Source organism: Devosia soli (assembly GCF_000970455.1).
GTDB classification, from domain to species: Bacteria; Pseudomonadota; Alphaproteobacteria; order Rhizobiales; family Devosiaceae; genus Devosia; species Devosia soli.
In genome coordinates, this window is the sequence record NZ_LAJG01000014.1 from 258,785 (window position 1) to 277,020 (window position 18,236).

Here is an 18,236-nt window from a genome sequence, read left to right on the forward strand (position 1 = left end):
TCAGCGGATCATGTTGAGGGCTTCTTTGAGCATCTCGTCAGCCGCCGTCACGATCTTGGTATTGGCTGAATAGGCCTGCTGGGTGACGATCAGCTTCGTGAATTCTTCCGAAATGTCGGTGTTGGAGGCTTCGGTAGAGCTCCCCACGATGCCAGCGCCGGACTGGTCGATGATCGGCTCTCCCGATTCAGTCGTGGCAGTGTAGGTGCCGCCGTCGCCGCGCTTGAGGGCATTGGCGTTGTTGAAGCTCGCCGTCACGATCTGCGCAACTTCGCGGGTTTCACCATTGGTGTACGAGGCGACGACGCGGCCCTCGTCGGAAATACCGACCGAGATGAATTCGCCGGCGCCAAAGCCGTTCTGCTTGAGCGCGGTGGTGCTGGCCGCACCGCTATTGTCGGCGAACTGCGTCATGCCCTTGAGGCCATGGTTGATGCTGATCTGGCCGAGAGACGTGCCGTTGACGGTCAGATTGCTGACGGTCAGCTGCTCGGTGCCGGTCGCCGTGGCCACGCCACCTGCGGGCGCGATGCCGCTGAGGACGCCATTGTCATACGTGTAGTCAGCGAGCTTCGTCCAGGCGACAGAAGCGCCAGGACGGCTGTCGGAGGCGTAGAAGAGGCCCCAGGTTTCGTTGCCAGTGGTGCTGGTCATCTTTGCCCAGCGCATCTGCACGTTCACCGGCTCGCCGGTGTTCGAATAGAGCGTGATTCCGCCGCCCGAGATGGATTCGGAGACGAAGCGATCCGAGTCGGCCGAAAGGATATTGTCCACCGAACCGGAGGTCGCGTTGTAGCTTCCGGCGATATCGAGCTTGGCGGGGCCAGCGGCATTGCCGGAGATCATGACGTTCTGGGTGTAGTTGCCCGGGAAGGTCACGCTCAGGCGGCCGCCGACCATGTCGACGTCGACATTGGCTGCGCCCGGTCCACCATTGGCCTTGAGGTCGGCCTCGATGGACGCCAGCATATCGGCAACCGTGCCAGTCGCGTTGATGCGCGTTTCACCGGCCCCTACCGCGAGCGAACCCGAAGTGTCGAGACGATAGGTGCGCGTGGTGCTGCCGACCTGGATCGAGAGCGTATCGCCATGGTCGATCAGGAGGCTAGCAAGCGTATTGGTCGGCTTGACGTCGACGCCTGCCGCAGTGTCCGTGGTCAGGCTAAGGCCCAGAGCGTCGCCGCTGATGGAGCCGACCCGATCGGTGGTGAAGGAAAGCGACTGCGTGCTGGCATCGCCCATGACGACGGCGACGCGGCCATTGCGGATACCAACGGTCATGCCGGCGTCGCCGGTCAGGGCGCGCAGCTTGGTCTCCATATCGGCGAGCATCGTGGTGATGTTCCCATTGGCAGCCACTTCCGTGCCGGAGCCGGTCACCGTGGTATCGGCAACGCGAGCGCCGGCAGGATAGGTAATGGTCAGCTGACCGGTAACGGCGTCATAGGCGGCGGTTGCCGGAGCGATGGCGGTGTTCACCGAGGCCTGGAAGTCTGCCGGAGTGATTAGACCGGTTGCAGGCAGGATGGTGACGGAAGTGCCGTTGATATTGAAATTGCCAGCGGCGCGAAGGTTGGCGAGTTCTTCCTTCGGCACGGTGACGACGGTCATGGCTGATGTCGCCAGGGTACCGGCACGGGTGCCCGGAGCATTGAGAGCGGTGCCGGCACCAGCAACCGACGTTTCTGCCGGAGATGCGCCGGCGGGATAGTCGATGACCAACGATGCACCGGTGAGCACGGCAGAACCAGCGGGCAGCCCCAAAGCCGTTTCGATCGCCGACTGGAACTGAGCGTCCGTTGTGACGCCGGCGAGCGGAATGGCCGTCGAGCCGATGACGAAATCATCTGCAGTGACGAGTGCAGCGCGGCTTGCAACATCGATTGTGGTGCGCTTGGCGACTGCCGCGTTGCCCCCAGTAGCGCTTGTAAGCGTTGCCGCCGGCGTGGAAACGCCGTTGGTATTGAAGCGAATGCCGTAGGTAATGCCCCCAACGGTGACGTTCAGGCGGTCATTGTCCGTGACAATCGTATTGGCGGCAGCCGTGCCGTTGACCGTCGCGCCGAAAGCATAAGCCGGCGTTGTGGCAGGCAGCGTCGCGCCAGAACCGCTCGGGGTCTTGGGGAAAGACGGCGAGCCCTGGACGTTGGAATAGTTCCACGGCTTGAAGAGTTCGCTCCCCGGTGTCGTCGACACGTAGGACGAGGTTTTTGGAACCTGCGGCAGGTTGAGCTGATAGTCGATGGTGGTCGAGCGGCGCGCCGGAAGGAACGAGTTGTCGATCTTGATGGCTTCGGCGACCGAACCAGTCACGACCCCATTGTTCATGCCAAGGCCGGTCAAGCGATAGCCCGCACCGTTGACGAGGTAACCGTTGCGATCGATGTCGAAGTCGCCGCGACGAGTATAGAAGGTGCCGCCCGAGCCATCACCCTTTTCGGTGACGAAGAATCCATTGCCGTTAAGGGCCATATAAGTTTCGGTGTCGGCGTTCTGGATGTCGCCGCGCAGCGTGTTCATCGAGCGCGAATAGGAGGAGACCGCACCAGCAATCTGCTGCTTGACGGGCGCGTCGGGGATCATGTCGACAAAGCTGGTATCGATCCGCTTATAGCCGATGGTCTGCGAATTGGCGATGTTGCCGGAGATGTTCTCCATGGCATGCGACTGGGCCTTGAGGCCGGACACCGCACTTTGAAGAGCGCCAAAAATACCCATTTATAACTCCAGTTCCCCAAACGACGAGGCAAGCGCCTGTTTGCTCACAGCAATGCAAGGGCAATGCCAAGTCGATAGAGCATTGCTTTTGCTATGTTTTTGGACTTCCGGTGGCACGAGAGACCGTTGTCCACCGGCAGAAAAGGACGTGAGGCTGGCAAAAAATGCCGCCTGACTCGCGCGGATGGTTCGGCTATGGGATTGCGCTAGCAACGCTTCGAGACGAAAAGCCTTAAAATGCTGTTTGATACGCCCGACCAGTTCATCAATACGCCGCGCCGCGCCGTCACGGTGTTCGGCATGGCGGGCGTGGGCAAGACGCGGCTGTCGAACCTTCTGCGCAAGAACCGCTGGTTCCACTACTCGGTCGATTATCGCATCGGCACCCGGCACATGGGCGAGTACATCGTCGACAATTTCAAGGCCGAAGCCATGAAGGTGACGTTCCTTGCCGAGCTGTTGCGGTCGGACTCGATCTATATCTCGTCCAACATCACCTTCGACAATCTCGACCCACTGTCGACTTACCTCGGCACGCCCGGCGATCCGACCAAAGGCGGGTTACCGTTGGCCGAATATCAGCGCCGTCAGGAGCAGCATCGAGTGGCGGAAATTTCTGCCTTGCTCGACGTGCCGCATTTCATCAAGCGCGCCAAGACCCTCTATGACTACGATGACTTCATCGCCGACACCGGTGGCTCACTGATCGAAGTGATCGATCACGACAATGCCGATGATCCGGTCGTCAGGACGCTCGCCGACAATACTTTGCTGCTCTACATCCGCGGCACCGACAAAGACGCCGCCGAGCTCGTCCGCCGATTTAAGCGGAGCCCCAAGCCGATGTACTATCGTCCGCCTTTCCTCTTGGAAAAGTGGGCCGAGTTCAAGCACATGCACGGCATTCTAGAAGACAACGACGTCGACCCGGCAAAATTCGGCGCCTGGGGGTTCGAGGCCCTGCTGCACGATCGCCTGCCCCGCTACCAGGCGCTGGCGGATAATTTCGGCTATACTGTCGAGGCCTCCGACCTGGCCCTCGTCCGGGATGGTGACGAATTCGTCGATCTCGTCGCGGCGGCCATTGAGAAGCGAATGCGTTAGCGCGTGCCCTTTGGGGACGCGCTCAAACGCGACAGACGCTTCCGATCGTTCCTTTTACGAGGCTCCTATGCCTATTCGAATTCCCGATAATCTGCCCGCCCGAAAGATCCTTGAAGACGAGGGCGTCAATGTCATGGATACCAGCCGCGCCGCGCGGCAGGATATCCGCCCGCTCGAGATCGGCCTCCTCAACCTGATGCCGAACAAGGAGCGCACCGAGACGCAGTTTTCGCGGCTGATCGGCGCGACGCCGCTTCAGGTCAATCTCTCGCTCGTGCGCATCACCGACCATCAGTCCAAGCACACGTCAGAGGACTATCTCAAGACCTTTTACCAGACCTGGGAAGAGGTAAAGGAGCGCAAGTTCGACGGCTTCATCGTTACCGGTGCGCCTATCGCCCACATCCCGTTCGAAGACGTGCGCTACTGGAACGAAATGCTCGAGATCATGGCCTGGACGCGCACCAATGTGCACCGGACCATGTTCATCTGCTGGGGTGCGCAGGCCGCGCTTCACCATTTCCATGGCGTCAAGCGCTACCGCATGGACGAAAAGGCTTTCGGGGTCTTTCGTCATCGCATCGTCAATTCGCGCTCGCCTTATCTGCGCGGCATGTCCGATAGCCCGATGATTCCGGTCTCGCGCTACAACGACATGGACCGGGCGAGCGTCGGCGACGATCTCGAAGTTCTGGTCGATGGCGATATCGGGCTCTGCATGCTCGGCGACAGGGATGGACGAGCGGTCTATTTCCTCAATCATCTCGAATATGACAACCGCTCGCTCGCCGATGAATACGAGCGCGACATCAAGTCGGGCATCAACACGCCGCCACCGGCCAACCTGTTCCCCAACGGGGACACGTCCGTTGAGCCGGAAAACCGCTGGCGCAGCCACGCGCATCTCTTGTTTCAGAACTGGATCAACGAGATGTATCAGACGACCCCTTATGATCTCAATGAGATCGGCGCAAAATAGCAACAAGGGGCAATGCGGCTCCGTCGCATTGCCTCCGCCCTTGCAAATGGTTCTCCAAGCCCTACCTTGCAGGAACCTCCGGGGATCCGACCTTTGCCGCAGCCGCCGACGACCATCACCGACGAACTGGGCATAGCCCTCGCCAACCTTGCCGATAGCGCCACGGGCGTCTTGACGCCAACCTTGCGGCTGGGAGTCACCGGCCTCAGCCGCGCCGGCAAGACGATCTTCATCACCGCGCTGATCCATAACCTCCTTACGCAAGGACGCCTGCCCGGCTTCGCGCCGCTCGCCGAGGGGCGTTTTATCGGCGCCAAGCTCGCCGAATATCCGGACGCCACCATCCCGCGCTTCGCCTACGAGCAACATCTGGCGGCGCTGACCGGTCGCCCTGCCACCTGGCCCGAAAGCACGCGCCGTATCTCGCAGCTCCGGATCGTTCTGAAATATCAGTCCGCCAAGTGGTGGGGTGGGTTTTCAGGTCCGGCAACGCTCAATCTCGACATCGTCGATTATCCCGGCGAATGGCTCCTCGACCTCCCGCTTCTGGGCAAGAGTTTTGCCGAATGGAGCGAGGAAGCTCTCGCCCGCGCGCGGCAACCGGGACATGCCGACGAGGCCGGCGCTTTTTTAGCCGAACTCGACAAAACCGATCCCCTCAAGGACGCGAGCGATCCTGATGCCGAGCGCCTTGCGGCCGCCTTCGCCACCTATTTGCGTCGCAGCCGCGAACATGGCGCGCTTTCGACTTTGCCGCCGGGGCGCTTCCTGCTCCCCGGTGATCTCGAAGGCTCACCAGCCCTCACCTTCGCCCCCTTGCCGCGCCCGAACCAGCCGATCCGCGGCACCAGCCTCTACACCATGCTGGAGAACCGCTTCGAGGCCTATAAATCTCAGGTCATCCGGCCCTTTTTTCGCGATCATTTCGCGCGTCTTGATCGGCAGGTGGTTCTCGTGGATACGCTACGGGCCCTCAACACCGGTCCCGCCGCCGTCGCCGATCTCGAAACGGCGCTGACGGCTGTCATGGCATGCTTCCGCCAAGGAGAAGCCAACCCGCTGCTGCGCCCGTTCAGCCGCCGCATCGATCGCATCCTTTTTGCAGCGACGAAAGCCGATCACGTCCATCACACCAGTCACGATCGGCTGGAAGCTATCCTCAACCGGCTCGTTGCCAACGCCTCGAAGCGCGCCAGATTTGCCGGTGCCGAAACCAGATCTCTGGCTCTAGCCGCTATCCGCGCGACGAGCGAAGGCACCATTCGCGAGGCGGGCGAAACGCTGCCCACCTTGATCGGCACCCCGCAGGCCGGGGAAGAACTCGATGGCATCATCTATGATGGTAAGACCGAAATAGCCTTGTTTCCCGGTGACTTACCAGCAAAACCGGATTCACTTTACGAAGACGGCAAACCGGTCGCGCTTAATTTCCTCCGCTTCACGCCGCCCCAGCGGCTCGACACCAATGCCGATGGCGAGGTGGTCTTGCCTCATATCCGCTTCGACCGTGCCCTGGACTATCTCATCGGAGACTGGATGGCATGAAGCGCCCCATTGCTCGCCCAACAGCAACCATGGACGAACCGTCTGCCCCGCTGCGAACGCCACGTGCTTTCGCACCGAGCGAAGCGGAATTGGTTGAGGCGTCTTTCGAGCCTGATCCCGAACCTGACCTCGTCGGCCCCATGCCGCGGACCATGGGCTGGATCGGTCGCTTCGCCTGGACCACAGGCGGTATTCTTGTATCCGCCGGCCTCGCGCTCGCGGCTGATCGGCTGATCCGGGACCTATTCGCAGCCCAGCCCTGGCTTGGCTATATCGGCCTCGGCGTCCTCGGCGCTTTTATCATGGCGGTTCTGGCGCTTGGTGCCCGCGAGATTTTTGCGCTGCGCCGTCTGCGCGTTCTCGACGCTCTCAAGCGCGACGCTGCCGAGGCCCGCGCGAGCGACGACCACAAGCGCGCACAGCATGTGGCAAACCGTCTTGATGCAATCTATGCAGATCGCCCGGACTTGGCGCGCGGCCGCGAGACGGTCAAAGCCAACCTGCCCCATCTTTTCGATGGCACCGAAATCGTCACTCTCGCCGAGCGCAGCCTCATGGCGCAGCTCGACGCCCGGGCCAAGGCGTTGACGGCCTCATCAGCCCGCCGGGTCGCGCTAGTGACGGCCGTTTCGCCGCGCGCCCTGATCGACGTGGCTTTTGTCATCTATGAAAGTATCCGGCTCGCCGGTGCCATTGCAGCGCTTTACGGCGCCCGCCCCGGCTTCTTCGGCTTCTGGCGGCTGGCCGGCGCCATTCTCGCCCATCTCGCTGTAACCGGCGGGCTGGTGCTGACCGACGGGATCGTCGAGCAGCTGGTTGGCCAGGGCCTTGCTGCGAAACTTTCAGCACGGCTCGGCGAGGGGGTGGTCAATGGACTGATGACGGTCCGTGTCGGCATTGCCGCCATGCGGGTCGTTCGTCCCCTGCCCTTTGACACACTTCCGCAACCAACGGTTCGGGATTTCATCCCCGAACTCGTTAAGGTCACAAGCGACGCCGGCCGCGGCTCAGGCAGCCAGACTTAGGGTCGGCGCCTCGAACATTTCGACGCGCGGCTTGGCAAAATAATAGCCTTGGAACAGATCGATTCCGGCGGCATGAAGGACCATCAGCTCCGCTTCTGTCTCGACACCCTCGGCCAGCACCAGAATATCGAGCTGGCGAGCGATCCCGACGATGCCCGCAATAATTGCCTGCCGTGCTGCCGAGCCGTTGACGTCGCGCAGCAGTTCCATATCGATCTTGATCAAGTCCGGCTGGAACTTGGCCAAAAGGCCAAGACCGGCATATCCCGCACCGAAATCATCGAGCGCGGTCATGAAACCCATGCGTTTATATTCGGCGACGATATTAGCGACATGGTCGACATCGGGCATGCGCTCGTTTTCGGTAAATTCGAACATCAAGCGCTTAGGGTCGAATTGCACGCGAGCCGCTGCGCCAAGCGTTGCGCGGATGCAGGCGCGCGGCTCATAGACGGCATTGGGCATAAAATTGATCGATAGCCGCGCCGTAGACGACACGGGCAGGTTGGTGCCGGCTAGCTCGATGGCCTTCACCCGACAGGCCTGGTCGAAAACATAGCGGTTGGCATCGGTCACGGCTGACAGAACGCTCGCGGCCCCCTGCCCGTCGGCGCCGCGGACCAGCGCTTCGTAACCCCAGACCACTTTATTGCTGACATCGACTATGGGCTGGAACGCCATAGTGAATGGCACCGGAAAACTTTCTCCGTTCCGACAGGCTTCGCAAGAAGCGCCCATTTCAATTAACCTATGTTACTGTCATATATAGTATTTCCCCCAGTGTGACCGACGCTGATTAAAACAATGACAATAGCGACTAAGTCCTGCCACACCGGGAAGCGACGTTCACCGCGTTACCGTGGAGCCCGACGATGAAAATCATTGCCATCCTTGCCCTCACAATCGCCTGTGTCTCAACCGCACATGCACAGGGCCTTAAGCAATTTCCCAACGCATCGGAAACGACGCCGGAGCTGATTGATCTTTATGAGGATGCAAATGCCGTCTGCCGCGGGGCCAGCGGCAATGACGTAACGACTTGGGCCAATTGCGCCGCCCGCTCGGTTTATGGCACTGCACTCAATGAGCAGGACTGGTGCTTTGGCAAGGAAGATCAGGCCGGCGCCGAAATGGAATGGCACGAATGCGAAGCGAGTTCGCTCCGCTTTAAGCCGATCGATATCAACGCGCTCTAGGCGTCCTTGGCAGCGCTCGGCGCAAGAGTCAGCTTGAGGCCGTCGAGATCGTCCGAGCAGAGGATCTGGCACGAGAGGCGCGAGTTCGACTTCACGTCGCCGACGCTGTCGAGCATGTCCTCTTCCTCGTCGCTCGGCGCACCGACTGCTTCAAGCCAGTCATTGTCGACATAGACATGGCACGTGGCGCAGCTCAGCGCGCCGCCGCACTCCGCCTTGATGTTAAGGCCCCAGTCGCGAATGACCTCCATGACGCGCCAGCCTTCAAGCCCTTCGAGCTCGTGCACATCGCCTGCCTGGTCGGTAACGGAAATCTTCATGGGGCGCTCCTCAACAGCGCGATGGGGATAGCGGGTTGAAGACCTGCTCGCAAGCGCATCAATTCCTTCGTCACCACCCGCTTGTCCGGGTGGTCCATTGGATCGCTAAGATGGATCGCCCGAACAAGTCGCGCAATGACGGCGAAGGAAGGGATGGCGCAGGCTGAAGGCCTAAGCCACACCCAGCTTCTTCTGCAGCTTCGTGCTAGAGGTCGTGTATTGGAACACCACGCGCTCGCCCGGCGAGATGATGGACTTTGCCGCCTGCGCCATCAGCGCCGCTTCATGAAAGCCCGAAAGGATCAGCTTGAGCTTGCCTGGGTAATAGTTGATGTCACCGATGGCAAAAATGCCGGGCACCGATGTCTGGAACTTCTCGGTATCGACGACGATCGTGTTGTCGTTGAGCTCAAGCCCCCAATCGGCAACCGGACCAAGCTTCATGGTAAGGCCGAAGAACGGCAGGAGGCGCGTAGCCGGGATCGAGAGATCGCCGGCATCCGTCGTCAAATGCACGTGGTCGATCTGGCCATCCTTGCCGTCGAGCTTGGCGATCTGGCCGAGCTGGAAGTTGACCTTGCCCTCGGCGACCAGCTCCTTCATCTTATTGACCGACGCCGGGGCCGCCTTGAACGCATCGCGACGGTGAACCAGCGTCAGGGTGCGCACGATCGGCTGCAGGTTGAGCGTCCAATCGAGCGCCGAGTCACCGCCACCCACGATCACGACGTCCTGGCCGCGGAAGTCTTCCATCTTGCGAACGGCATAGAACACCGACTTGTTCTCGAACTGTTCGATCTCGGGCACCGGAGGACGCTTGGGCTGGAATGAGCCGCCACCAGCCGCGATGACGACGACCTTGGTGTAGAAGGTCTCATCGGCATCGGTCTGCAGTTTAAAGGAGCCGTCTTCTAGCTTCTCAATCGAATTGACCATGCGAGAATAGTGGAATTCGGGGGAGAATGGCGCGATCTGCGCCATGAGGTTGTCGGTGAGCTGCTGACCGGTGATCATCGGGAAAGCCGGAATGTCATAGATCGGCTTTTCCGGATAAAGCTCGGCGCACTGTCCTCCGGGACGGTCAAGGATGTCGATGAAGTGGCATTTGATATCCAAGAGCCCGAGTTCGAAGGCCGCAAAGAGGCCGCATGGCCCAGCGCCGATGACGACAACGTCGGTAGTGATCTCAGTGCTCATTTTCAAAGTCCATTCGACACCAGAACCGCGCTGGTTCCGGAATTGGTCCCATCGGGGCCCCAATGCCCCGCATCTGATGATTGGGAACTGCCGCTGTCACCAGCGCCCCCGGCTTGCCCTTCAAAGGCGACTAACGCGCTCCACTTATCTTAGGAGACACGGCGAAGGAAGGGCCGAGTGCCGAGCGGAACTTCGGTGACCCCTACAGGCTGATAGAACAGCGCCATTTCCGGCAGACGATTTTCGATCAGCGCCTGGCGGGTCGGCCCATGGGTCACCACAAGCGCATTGAAGCCACAGCGGCGCATGTGCGGAATCTGATCCTGAAGGACATCGCCGAGAGCCCTGATTTCGCCGGCATATTTGAATCGCTCGACCAGGAGCCGCGCGGTGGAATAACCGCGTCCATCCGTAAAGGCGGGAAATTTGATGGCAATGGAGGCGAAACGCCCGAGGTCATCGGCAACGTCCTCGATCTTTTCTCCAGGCGACACCAAGAGACCGAGCGGATGCTGGCTGGCGAGATACTCATCGCGGTGACCCAAAAATTCAGGCAGCGGCACGTGGGTATAACGAGCCTCGGCTGGTGCAGTGCCTTCGACCCATTCCTTGAACGGATCGGCGATAAAGGCACCGTCTTTCCAGAGCGTATGGCGGGCAGCAGCAGTCATCGGGTTCGCGATCGCTCCAGAAAAATCGTAGTGGATGCCGCATTCCTTCTTATTGAGGCCGCGCCACCGTCCGGCGCGCGGATCCTCGCCCTCGGCAACGACCGAGGTGCAGGGCGCGCAACCGATTGACTTGTAGCCTTTGGCATAGAGCGGATGCTCGGGCAAGTTATGCTTCTGGCGGTATTCGACGACATCCGTGTCGGAGAAATAGGCCAGTGGATTGACCTTGATGCGATCATCGCTCGTCAGCTCGAAATGCGGCAGCACGCCACGTTCCTTGGTCTGGTAGCGCTTGCGGCCCGTGACCCAGCCGCCATATTGCTCGGTGATCGGCTCAAGCGGCTCAGTCTTGCGGATATGGCAGCAGGAGTCCGGATCAGTCTCCCAAAGGTCGCCATTAGGATCGAACCGGGCAACATCCTTCGGGTCAGGATGAATCGCATGGACGTTGATCAGGCCGAACTGCTTTTTTAGCGTTTCGACATAGTCGAGCGTCTCGGCAAAGTGCTTGCCCGTCTCGAGGAAATAGACCGGCATGGATGGATCGACCTGCGCCACCATATGGAGCAGCACCGCCGAGTCTGCCCCGAAAGACGAGACGATGGCGAGGTCACCGGGGAGCACGTCGGAGACGGCATAGCGCAGGACGCCGACCGCATCCATTTCGTCGAACATGCCGTTGAGCGCCAGAATCCCCAGCGCCTTGAGCTTGTCATGTGCCGCTTGGGCGGGTGCGAGTTTAGGCAGTCCCATAAAGCGCCTCCTTGAACGGCGCTTCACCCAGGCGCCGATAGGCTTCAATGAACGTCTCGTCAGCGTCCTCGCGCTGGGCGATGTAGAAATCGACCAGCTTCTCGATCGCACCCGGCACCTGCTCGGCCTCAAAGCCTGGCCCGATGATCTTTCCCACCGAAGCATGCTCGGTGGCATCACCGCCCAGCGTAATCTGATAGAGCTCGCCACCCTTCTTCTCGACGCCGAGAATGCCGATGTGGCCCACATGATGGTGCCCGCAGGCATTTATGCAGCCGGAAATCTTGATCTTGAGCTCGCCGATTTCCTTCTGTCGCGCCGGCTCGGCGAACTTGCGAGAAATCTCCTGAGCGATCGGGATCGAGCGGGCATTGGCGAGCGCACAGAAATCGAGGCCCGGGCAGCAGATCATGTCGGCGATGGTATTGGTGTTCCCCTCGGCCAGACCGGCTTCCACCAGCGCATCATAGACCGTCCGTAAATCCTTCAGCGCCACATGTGGCAACACGAGGTTCTGCTCGTGGGTAACGCGCAGCTCGTCATAAGAGAATTTCTCCGCCAGATCCGCCACGACCTCCATCTGCGTGTCCGTCGCATCGCCCGGTGCGCCACCGACAGGCTTGAGCGAAATTGTCACCGAGGCATAACCCGGCTGACGGTGTGCATGGATATTGTTGTCGAGCCAGCGACCATAGGCTGGGTCGATGATCGACTCGTAGGCGACATCGAGCTTGGTCACGTCCTGCGGCGTAAAGTCAGGCGCGGCGAAATAGGCGCTGATGCGGTCGACCTCAGCTTCCGGCAGCGTCAGCACGCCGCCGCGCACTTCGGCAAATTCCGCTTCGACTTGGCCCTTGATTGTCTCGAGACCCTCTTCGTGCACGAGGATCTTGATCCGGGCTTTGTACTTGTTGTCCCGGCGGCCATAGCGGTTGTAAACGCGCATGATGCTTTCGAGATAGGCCAGCAGATGCTCGTTGGGCACGAAGCTGTTGATCAGCTTGGCGATCATCGGCGTACGGCCCAGGCCACCACCAACCCAAACTTCCCAGCCGATCTCGCCCGACGCGTTCACCGCGGCCTGAAGACCGATATCATGGAACCGGATAGCAGCACGGTCATGCGGCGCGCCAGTGATGGCGATCTTGAATTTACGCGGCAGATACGAGAATTCCGGGTGGAGGCTCGACCATTGGCGCAGGATTTCGGCAACCGGACGCGGGTCGATGATCTCGTCGCCTGCAGCGCCGGCAAATTGATCCGTCGTGACGTTGCGGATGCAATTGCCCGAAGTCTGGATCGCGTGCATCTCGACCGATGCCAGCTCTTCCAGGATGACCGGAATGTCCTTGAGCTTGGGCCAGTTGTACTGGATGTTCTGGCGCGTCGTAAAATGACCATAGCCGCGGTCATAGACGCGGGCGATATGAGCGAGCTTGCGCATCTGCCGCGACGACAGCGTGCCATAGGGCACAGCGACGCGAAGCATATAGGCGTGAAGCTGCAGATAGAGCCCGTTCATCAGCCGCAGGGGCCGGAACTGATCTTCGCTCAGCTCGCCAGACAGGCGGCGCTTCACTTGATCCGCAAATTGCGCCGTGCGACCCGCAACGAAAGCCGCGTCGAATTCATCATATCGATACATGACCGTCCTCACCCATATGTTGGCGGTCGTAGGCCTGCCCGTTGAGAGTAAGCGGCGCGGTGGGGCCCGCCGCACGAATACGTTCGCGAAGCCGCTTGGGCACGATCTGCCCATCGACGACATCGACCTCCTCGATTTCTAGGCTGATGATTCGACCCGTCGCCTTGGTCGCTGCCAGCGCCGCATCGCGCTCAGCCGCGTCCTCCTTGGCAAACAAGCGCGCCGCAGAGAGCGCCTCAACCCAGTCCCCCGAGACCGACAGATAAACCGTCGCCCCCGAGGTCAATTCGTTCCCCGTAAGGATTTCCTTGCTCATGCTACCTTGAAACTTTCCAACTCTCCGGCGACGGCCTCAACCCATTCACCAAATGCCACGGCCCGGCCGACGAGAATGACGGCAGGACCGTCCTCGAATGCGACCGCACCACGCGCCAATTCACCCAGATTTCCCGCATACGATCGGCTGTTCGCCCGCCCTGCATTGACGACGATACCGATCGGCAGGTCTGCCTCGGCTCCCGCCGCCAGCAGCCGCCCTGCGGTCTCCGCCGCAATCGATTTGCCCATGTAGAGCGCCAGGGTCAGTCCCGTCAGTGACAGCGCCGCCCAGTGCGCCAGTTCGCTATCTTCGGCCCCATGTGCCGTTGCGACGACGAGGCCAGTCGAAACTTTCCGCAACGTCACCGGCGTCGCAGTATCGGCCGCAGCCGCCAAAGCCGACGTGACGCCCGGCACGATCTCAAAGCCGATGCCGGCCGCGCGCAGCGCTTCGATCTCTTCGCCTGCGCGCCCGAAAACCATCGGGTCGCCCGACTTGAGCCGCGCCACGCGCTTGCCCTCACCGGCCAGCCGGACGATCAGCGCGTTGATCTGTCCTTGCGTGAAACTGTGATTGCCCTTGGATTTACCGACTGAAATCTGTTCAGCATCACGCCGACCCATCTGCACGACTTCGGCCGGCACAAGCTGATCATAGACCACTACATCGGCCTGTTGCAGATAGCGCTGCGCGCGAAGGGTCAGCAGATCAGCTGATCCCGGCCCTGCCCCGATCAGCCAGACGACGCCAGCACCGGAACCGGTCGCGACGTGGCTCTCCAGCAGCTTAACCGCTTCACTCACGCCTTGCCCCTGTGCCAAGGCGCGCTCGACGGCGGGCGAGGTCACCAGATCTTCGTAATAGCGCCGACGGGCCGCGCCGTCGTGAATCAAGCTCTCAACCTTCTGACGCAAACCACCGGCGAGGCTTGCAATTTTGCCAACACCCGGCGCCAGAAGCGCCTCGATCTGCGCCCGAACGAGCCGGGCCAAAACTGGCGCATCGCCCTCGCTCGAAATCGCAACCGAAAGCGGCGCGCGATCAACGATTGACGGCGTGTAAAAATCGCACTGGTCCGGAACGTCGACGACATTCAGCGGAATATTCAGCCGCCTCGCCTCGGCAGCGGCGAATTCGCCATCCGGGCCTTCATCGGCCACGAAGACCAGCGCCGCGCCGTCGATATCCCCGACAGCGAGCGGTCGTTCGAAAACGATTAGGTCATAACCGGTAAAATCGGTCTCAACCTGCCGCGCATAAATCTCTATAGAAGCAGTCGTCTTAGCGACCAACCGGACTTTGTTCAGGGCCTCGTCGGTGCCGCCGACGATGATGATGCGCTTGCCCTTGACCTTATAGCTCAACGGAAATGTGTTGAGACGAGTCATACTAGTCCTGTTCCAATCGTGCGCCAAAATAGTCGCAGGCAAGGGACTGGAGCAAGGCGTTGAAATTCAATCGCTTTTATATTTCCCTTGGCAGGGTTACCTTAGAATGACGCCAAGGTGAATTGGCGGTGGCAGGCAAAAAAATGCGGCCAACCGCCTCTGCGCGAAATGCTGGAATTGCCTGGGGCGCTCAGCCTTGCCGCGTCGGTACGTGAACGACGAGCCCATCCAGATCATCTTTGACCTTTATCTGGCATGACAACCGGCTCGCGTCCTTCACGTCGAAGGCGAAGTCGAGCATGTCTTCTTCCATCATCGACGGCCCGCCAACAGTCTCGCGCCAGGCATCGTCGACATAGACATGGCAGGTCGCGCAGGTGCAGGCGCCGCCGCATTCGGCGACGATGCCCGGCACGGCATTGATGATAGCCGTTTCCATAACGGTCGCGCCGTTCTCGGCTTCAGTTTCGATCCGTTCGCCGCTGGCAGTAACAAAGGTGATCTTGGTCATGGGGACCTTTTAGGCTTGCTGGTACAAGAGGATATAGGCCACCGGCGTCGACTTGGGTAGGCGCCTGGCAACCTAAAGCCCCAGCAACCGCTCAAGATAGTGCCGCTCGATCCCGAACATGGTCTTGACCTCAGCCACCTTCTTTAGCGCCGCCTCACGCGAACCCGCCTTGCCTTTCTGCGCAACGATCAGATTGTTCTTCGGCGTATGGGCGTCAGAGACAAACTCAAACACCTTGGTCCGGTAGCCCGACGCTTCGAGCAACAGCGCGCGCAGCCCGTCGGTCACCATTTCCGCCTGCTTTTCCATGAACGTGCCATGGCGTAGCAAGAAGTCCAGCCGATTGTCCGAAGACCCCTGCTCCATCTGGCGCCGCACCTGCTTGTGGCAGCATGGCGCCACCGCGATCAGCTCAGCACCGGCTGAAATCCCCTTAAAGATGGCGTCGTCAGTGGCGGTATCGCAGGCATGTAGCGCAATGACTGCATCGGCACCGCTCGCGTCGTAATCGAGGATCGAGGCAGGCACGAAACGCAGCGTCTGGAATCCGCTCCTCTCCGCCAGCCTGTTCCCATCTTCGACGAGCTTCGGACGCATCTCGACGCCGATCACCTCAGCCGTTTTGCCTTCGCCGTTAAGATAATCGAACAGCGCAAAATCGAGATAGCCCTTGCCCGCGCCCATATCGACGATGCGCGGCGTCCTAGCCGAAAGCTCATGAATCAACGGGGCAAAAATCTCGACCATCTTGTTGATCTGTCGAAACTTATCCTGCGACGCCGCCAGCACCTTCCCGTCCGCGCCGGAAATGCCGAGCGCCTGCATCCAGACCTTGTCGCCCAAAGCCAGCGGCCGGTTCTTGACCCGGTCATGTCCGCCCTGCACTGCTTCTCGCCCGGCGACCTCGGTCTTTTTCAGCCGGAATTTGTCGCCCTGCCGCTCGAATTGCAGATCAAAATCCACCGTCTCGAGCCGCGCGCTGCGATACTCTTTCATCAGCCCGTCGCGGACAAAGCTCATCGCTTCGTCGATGATCAGATTTTTGGTGATGTCGCGCGTCTTGTAGCGGAAAACAAAGCTCATCCGCTCCCCCGCCTTAAGCGCGACTTTCCGCGCCTCGACGCTCTTCAGGTCAACCTCGGCACCATGATAGCCGCCGAGTTTGAGCTTCGTGATCGACCCGTCGATAAAGCCGGTCTGCAGAGCGAGGACAAATTCCTCTATGCGATCGGGCGCGCTCAATGCCGTTCCTTGGTGGTGAGGAACCGGATTTTTGGCCAATCCTGCTTGGCCCGATCCGCCCACCACGCATTCTGCGCCAGGAACACGGGCGCATTGGCCCGGTCCTCGGCCATATTGGTTTTTTGGGCCGCAATGAAGCGCTTCAATTCATCCGGATCATCGCTCTCGACCCAGCGCGCCACTTCAAAGCCCATGGGCTCGAAGGTGATCGGAACGCCATATTCTTTCGCGACGCGGCTCGCCAGAACTTCAAGCTGCAGCTGGCCCACGACGCCAACGATCCAGTCCGCGCCAACCATGCGGCGGAACACCTGGGTAACGCCTTCCTCGGCAAGGTCCGACAGCGCCTTGGACATCTGCTTGGTCTTCATCGCATCAGTCAGGCGCACGCGGCGGATGATTTCGGGCGCGAAATTCGGGATGCCAGTCACATTGATCGTCGCGCCCTCGGTCAGCGTATCCCCCACCGACAGCGTTCCGTGATTGGGAATGCCGACGATATCGCCTGCCACGGCCTCTTCGGCCAGCTCGCGATTATTGCCGAAAAAGAACATCGGATTGGCCACAGCCATATCCTTGCCCGACCGCACGTTCTTCAGGCGCATCCCGCGCGTAAAGGTCCCCGAGCAGAGGCGCACGAAAGCGATACGGTCGCGATGGTTCGCGTCCATGTTCGCCTGCACCTTGAAGACGAAACCCGACACCTTCTTTTCGTCGGGCGCAATCGGCGCTGGCAGCGCCGGCTGAGGTCGCGGCTCCGGACCCCAGTCGCCCAGCGTACGCAGCAGTTCCGCCACGCCAATGCCCTTGAGTGCCGAGCCGAATAGCACCGGGCTCATATGGCCCTCATGGAAAACCTTAAGATCGAACGCGGGCAACATCGCCCGCGCCAATTCGAGCGTTTCCAGCGCCGTCATGAATACCGGGTTGTCGACTAGGCTCTCCACATCGAGCAGATCATCGATCGCCTCGAACTCGGCGAGTGTCTTGCCCTGCGGCGTGACAACCCGCTTCTCGAGAAGGTCGATGTAGCCGCCAAAATCGACGCCCTGCCCGATCGGCCAGAGCACCGGAGTCAGGTCGAGCGCCAGTTTGCCCTGGATCTCGTCGATAAGGTCGAGCGGCGCCAGGCCCTCGCGGTCCACCTTATTGATAAAGGTGATAATCGGAATATCGCGCAACCGGCAGACTTCGAAAAGCTTCAGCGTCTGGCTTTCGATGCCTTTGGCCGCGTCGATCACCATGATGGCCGCGTCGACGGCCGTCAGCGTGCGATAGGTGTCTTCTGAAAAGTCCGAGTGACCCGGCGTATCGAGCAAGTTCATGGTGAGCCCGTCGAATTCGAAGGTCATCACCGAGGACGAGATGGAAATCCCGCGTTGCTGCTCCATTTCCATCCAGTCAGAACGCGTCGAGCGCTGGCCGGCCTTGCCGCGCACGGCGCCCGCTTGCTGGATGGCGCCGGCGGCTGAAAGCAAGCGCTCGGTCAGCGTCGTCTTACCGGCGTCGGGGTGCGAAATGATCGCAAAAGTCCGTCGGGTGCGAAACGGTTCGAGATGAGACCGAGACGGCGCCTCGGCGGCATGGGCAAGGGACATGGAAACTGCTGATGGCTAGGCCACC

General features: G+C 60.5%; 16 protein-coding genes. 5 read left to right on the top strand and 11 right to left on the bottom strand.

The window, feature by feature from the left end; all coding sequences use genetic code 11:
* The gene (locus tag VW35_RS20450) at positions 1 to 2,718 is read right to left on the bottom strand and encodes a flagellar hook-basal body complex protein (protein WP_052951518.1); all 2,718 of its coding nucleotides are present in this window, start codon (positions 2,716 to 2,718) and stop codon (positions 1 to 3) included.
* A 237-nt stretch (positions 2,719 to 2,955) separates the two neighbouring features.
* Between VW35_RS20450 and VW35_RS05395 the strand changes: the two genes are divergently transcribed.
* The 4 genes from VW35_RS05395 to VW35_RS05410 all read left to right on the top strand — a co-directional run bounded on the left by VW35_RS05395 (position 2,956) and on the right by VW35_RS05410 (position 7,371).
* Positions 2,956 to 3,822, top strand: coding sequence for a hypothetical protein (locus VW35_RS05395; RefSeq protein ID WP_046141976.1), 867 nt, complete (start codon positions 2,956 to 2,958; stop codon positions 3,820 to 3,822).
* Positions 3,823 to 3,889: 67 nt separating this feature from the next.
* Complete coding sequence (locus VW35_RS05400; RefSeq protein ID WP_046141977.1) at positions 3,890 to 4,801, top strand: homoserine O-succinyltransferase; 912 nt, start codon at positions 3,890 to 3,892, stop codon at positions 4,799 to 4,801.
* Between the two features lie 93 nt (positions 4,802 to 4,894).
* Positions 4,895 to 6,346: a YcjX family GTP-binding protein gene (locus VW35_RS05405; RefSeq protein ID WP_046141978.1), complete on the top strand. Its 1,452-nt coding sequence runs from the start codon at positions 4,895 to 4,897 to the stop codon at positions 6,344 to 6,346.
* A complete protein-coding gene (locus VW35_RS05410; RefSeq protein ID WP_046141979.1) occupies positions 6,343 to 7,371 on the top strand; it encodes a YcjF family protein in 1,029 nt (342 codons plus the stop codon). The genes VW35_RS05405 and VW35_RS05410 overlap by 4 nt, the downstream gene beginning before the upstream one ends.
* Here the strand turns inward: VW35_RS05410 and VW35_RS05415 are convergent.
* Positions 7,354 to 8,109, bottom strand: coding sequence for an EAL domain-containing protein (locus VW35_RS05415; protein WP_046141980.1), 756 nt, complete (start codon positions 8,107 to 8,109; stop codon positions 7,354 to 7,356). The two genes, VW35_RS05410 and VW35_RS05415, sit on opposite strands and share 18 nt — an antisense overlap.
* 134 nt (positions 8,110 to 8,243) lie before the next feature.
* Between VW35_RS05415 and VW35_RS05420 the strand changes: the two genes are divergently transcribed.
* Positions 8,244 to 8,567 carry a hypothetical protein gene (locus tag VW35_RS05420; protein ID WP_046141981.1) on the top strand — a complete coding sequence of 108 codons (324 nt, stop codon included), beginning with the start codon at positions 8,244 to 8,246 and terminating at the stop codon, positions 8,565 to 8,567.
* On the opposite strand, the gene VW35_RS05425 is transcribed toward VW35_RS05420, so the two are convergent.
* The 9 genes from VW35_RS05425 to VW35_RS05465 form a co-directional block, all read right to left on the bottom strand.
* Entirely contained in the window at positions 8,564 to 8,887 is a 324-nt protein-coding gene (locus tag VW35_RS05425; protein ID WP_046141982.1) for a 2Fe-2S iron-sulfur cluster-binding protein, read from the bottom strand. The genes VW35_RS05420 and VW35_RS05425 overlap by 4 nt on opposite strands.
* 171 nt (positions 8,888 to 9,058) lie before the next feature.
* A complete protein-coding gene (locus VW35_RS05430) occupies positions 9,059 to 10,084 on the bottom strand; it encodes an NAD(P)/FAD-dependent oxidoreductase (protein WP_046141983.1) in 1,026 nt (341 codons plus the stop codon).
* A 149-nt stretch (positions 10,085 to 10,233) separates the two neighbouring features.
* The gene (locus VW35_RS20910) at positions 10,234 to 11,508 is read right to left on the bottom strand and encodes a phosphoadenylyl-sulfate reductase (protein WP_083982458.1); all 1,275 of its coding nucleotides are present in this window, start codon (positions 11,506 to 11,508) and stop codon (positions 10,234 to 10,236) included.
* Positions 11,495 to 13,153, bottom strand: coding sequence for a nitrite/sulfite reductase (locus VW35_RS05440; RefSeq protein WP_046141984.1), 1,659 nt, complete (start codon positions 13,151 to 13,153; stop codon positions 11,495 to 11,497). The genes VW35_RS20910 and VW35_RS05440 overlap by 14 nt, the downstream gene beginning before the upstream one ends.
* Positions 13,140 to 13,469, bottom strand: a complete 330-nt coding sequence (locus VW35_RS05445) for a DUF2849 domain-containing protein (RefSeq protein ID WP_046141985.1) — start codon at positions 13,467 to 13,469, stop codon at positions 13,140 to 13,142. Before VW35_RS05445 ends, VW35_RS05440 begins: the two co-directional genes overlap by 14 nt.
* Positions 13,466 to 14,860 carry a siroheme synthase CysG gene (cysG, locus tag VW35_RS05450; RefSeq protein WP_046141986.1) on the bottom strand — a complete coding sequence of 465 codons (1,395 nt, stop codon included), beginning with the start codon at positions 14,858 to 14,860 and terminating at the stop codon, positions 13,466 to 13,468. The genes VW35_RS05445 and cysG overlap by 4 nt, the downstream gene beginning before the upstream one ends.
* Positions 14,861 to 15,050: 190 nt before the next feature.
* Positions 15,051 to 15,371 carry a 2Fe-2S iron-sulfur cluster-binding protein gene (locus VW35_RS05455; RefSeq protein WP_046141987.1) on the bottom strand — a complete coding sequence of 107 codons (321 nt, stop codon included), beginning with the start codon at positions 15,369 to 15,371 and terminating at the stop codon, positions 15,051 to 15,053.
* A 72-nt stretch (positions 15,372 to 15,443) separates the two neighbouring features.
* Positions 15,444 to 16,613: a class I SAM-dependent methyltransferase gene (locus VW35_RS05460; RefSeq protein WP_052951519.1), complete on the bottom strand. Its 1,170-nt coding sequence runs from the start codon at positions 16,611 to 16,613 to the stop codon at positions 15,444 to 15,446.
* Positions 16,610 to 18,211 (bottom strand): peptide chain release factor 3, encoded by a 1,602-nt coding sequence (locus tag VW35_RS05465; protein ID WP_046141988.1) that lies wholly within the window; start codon positions 18,209 to 18,211, stop codon positions 16,610 to 16,612. The genes VW35_RS05460 and VW35_RS05465 overlap by 4 nt, the downstream gene beginning before the upstream one ends.
* Positions 18,212 to 18,236: the final 25 nt, after the last annotated feature.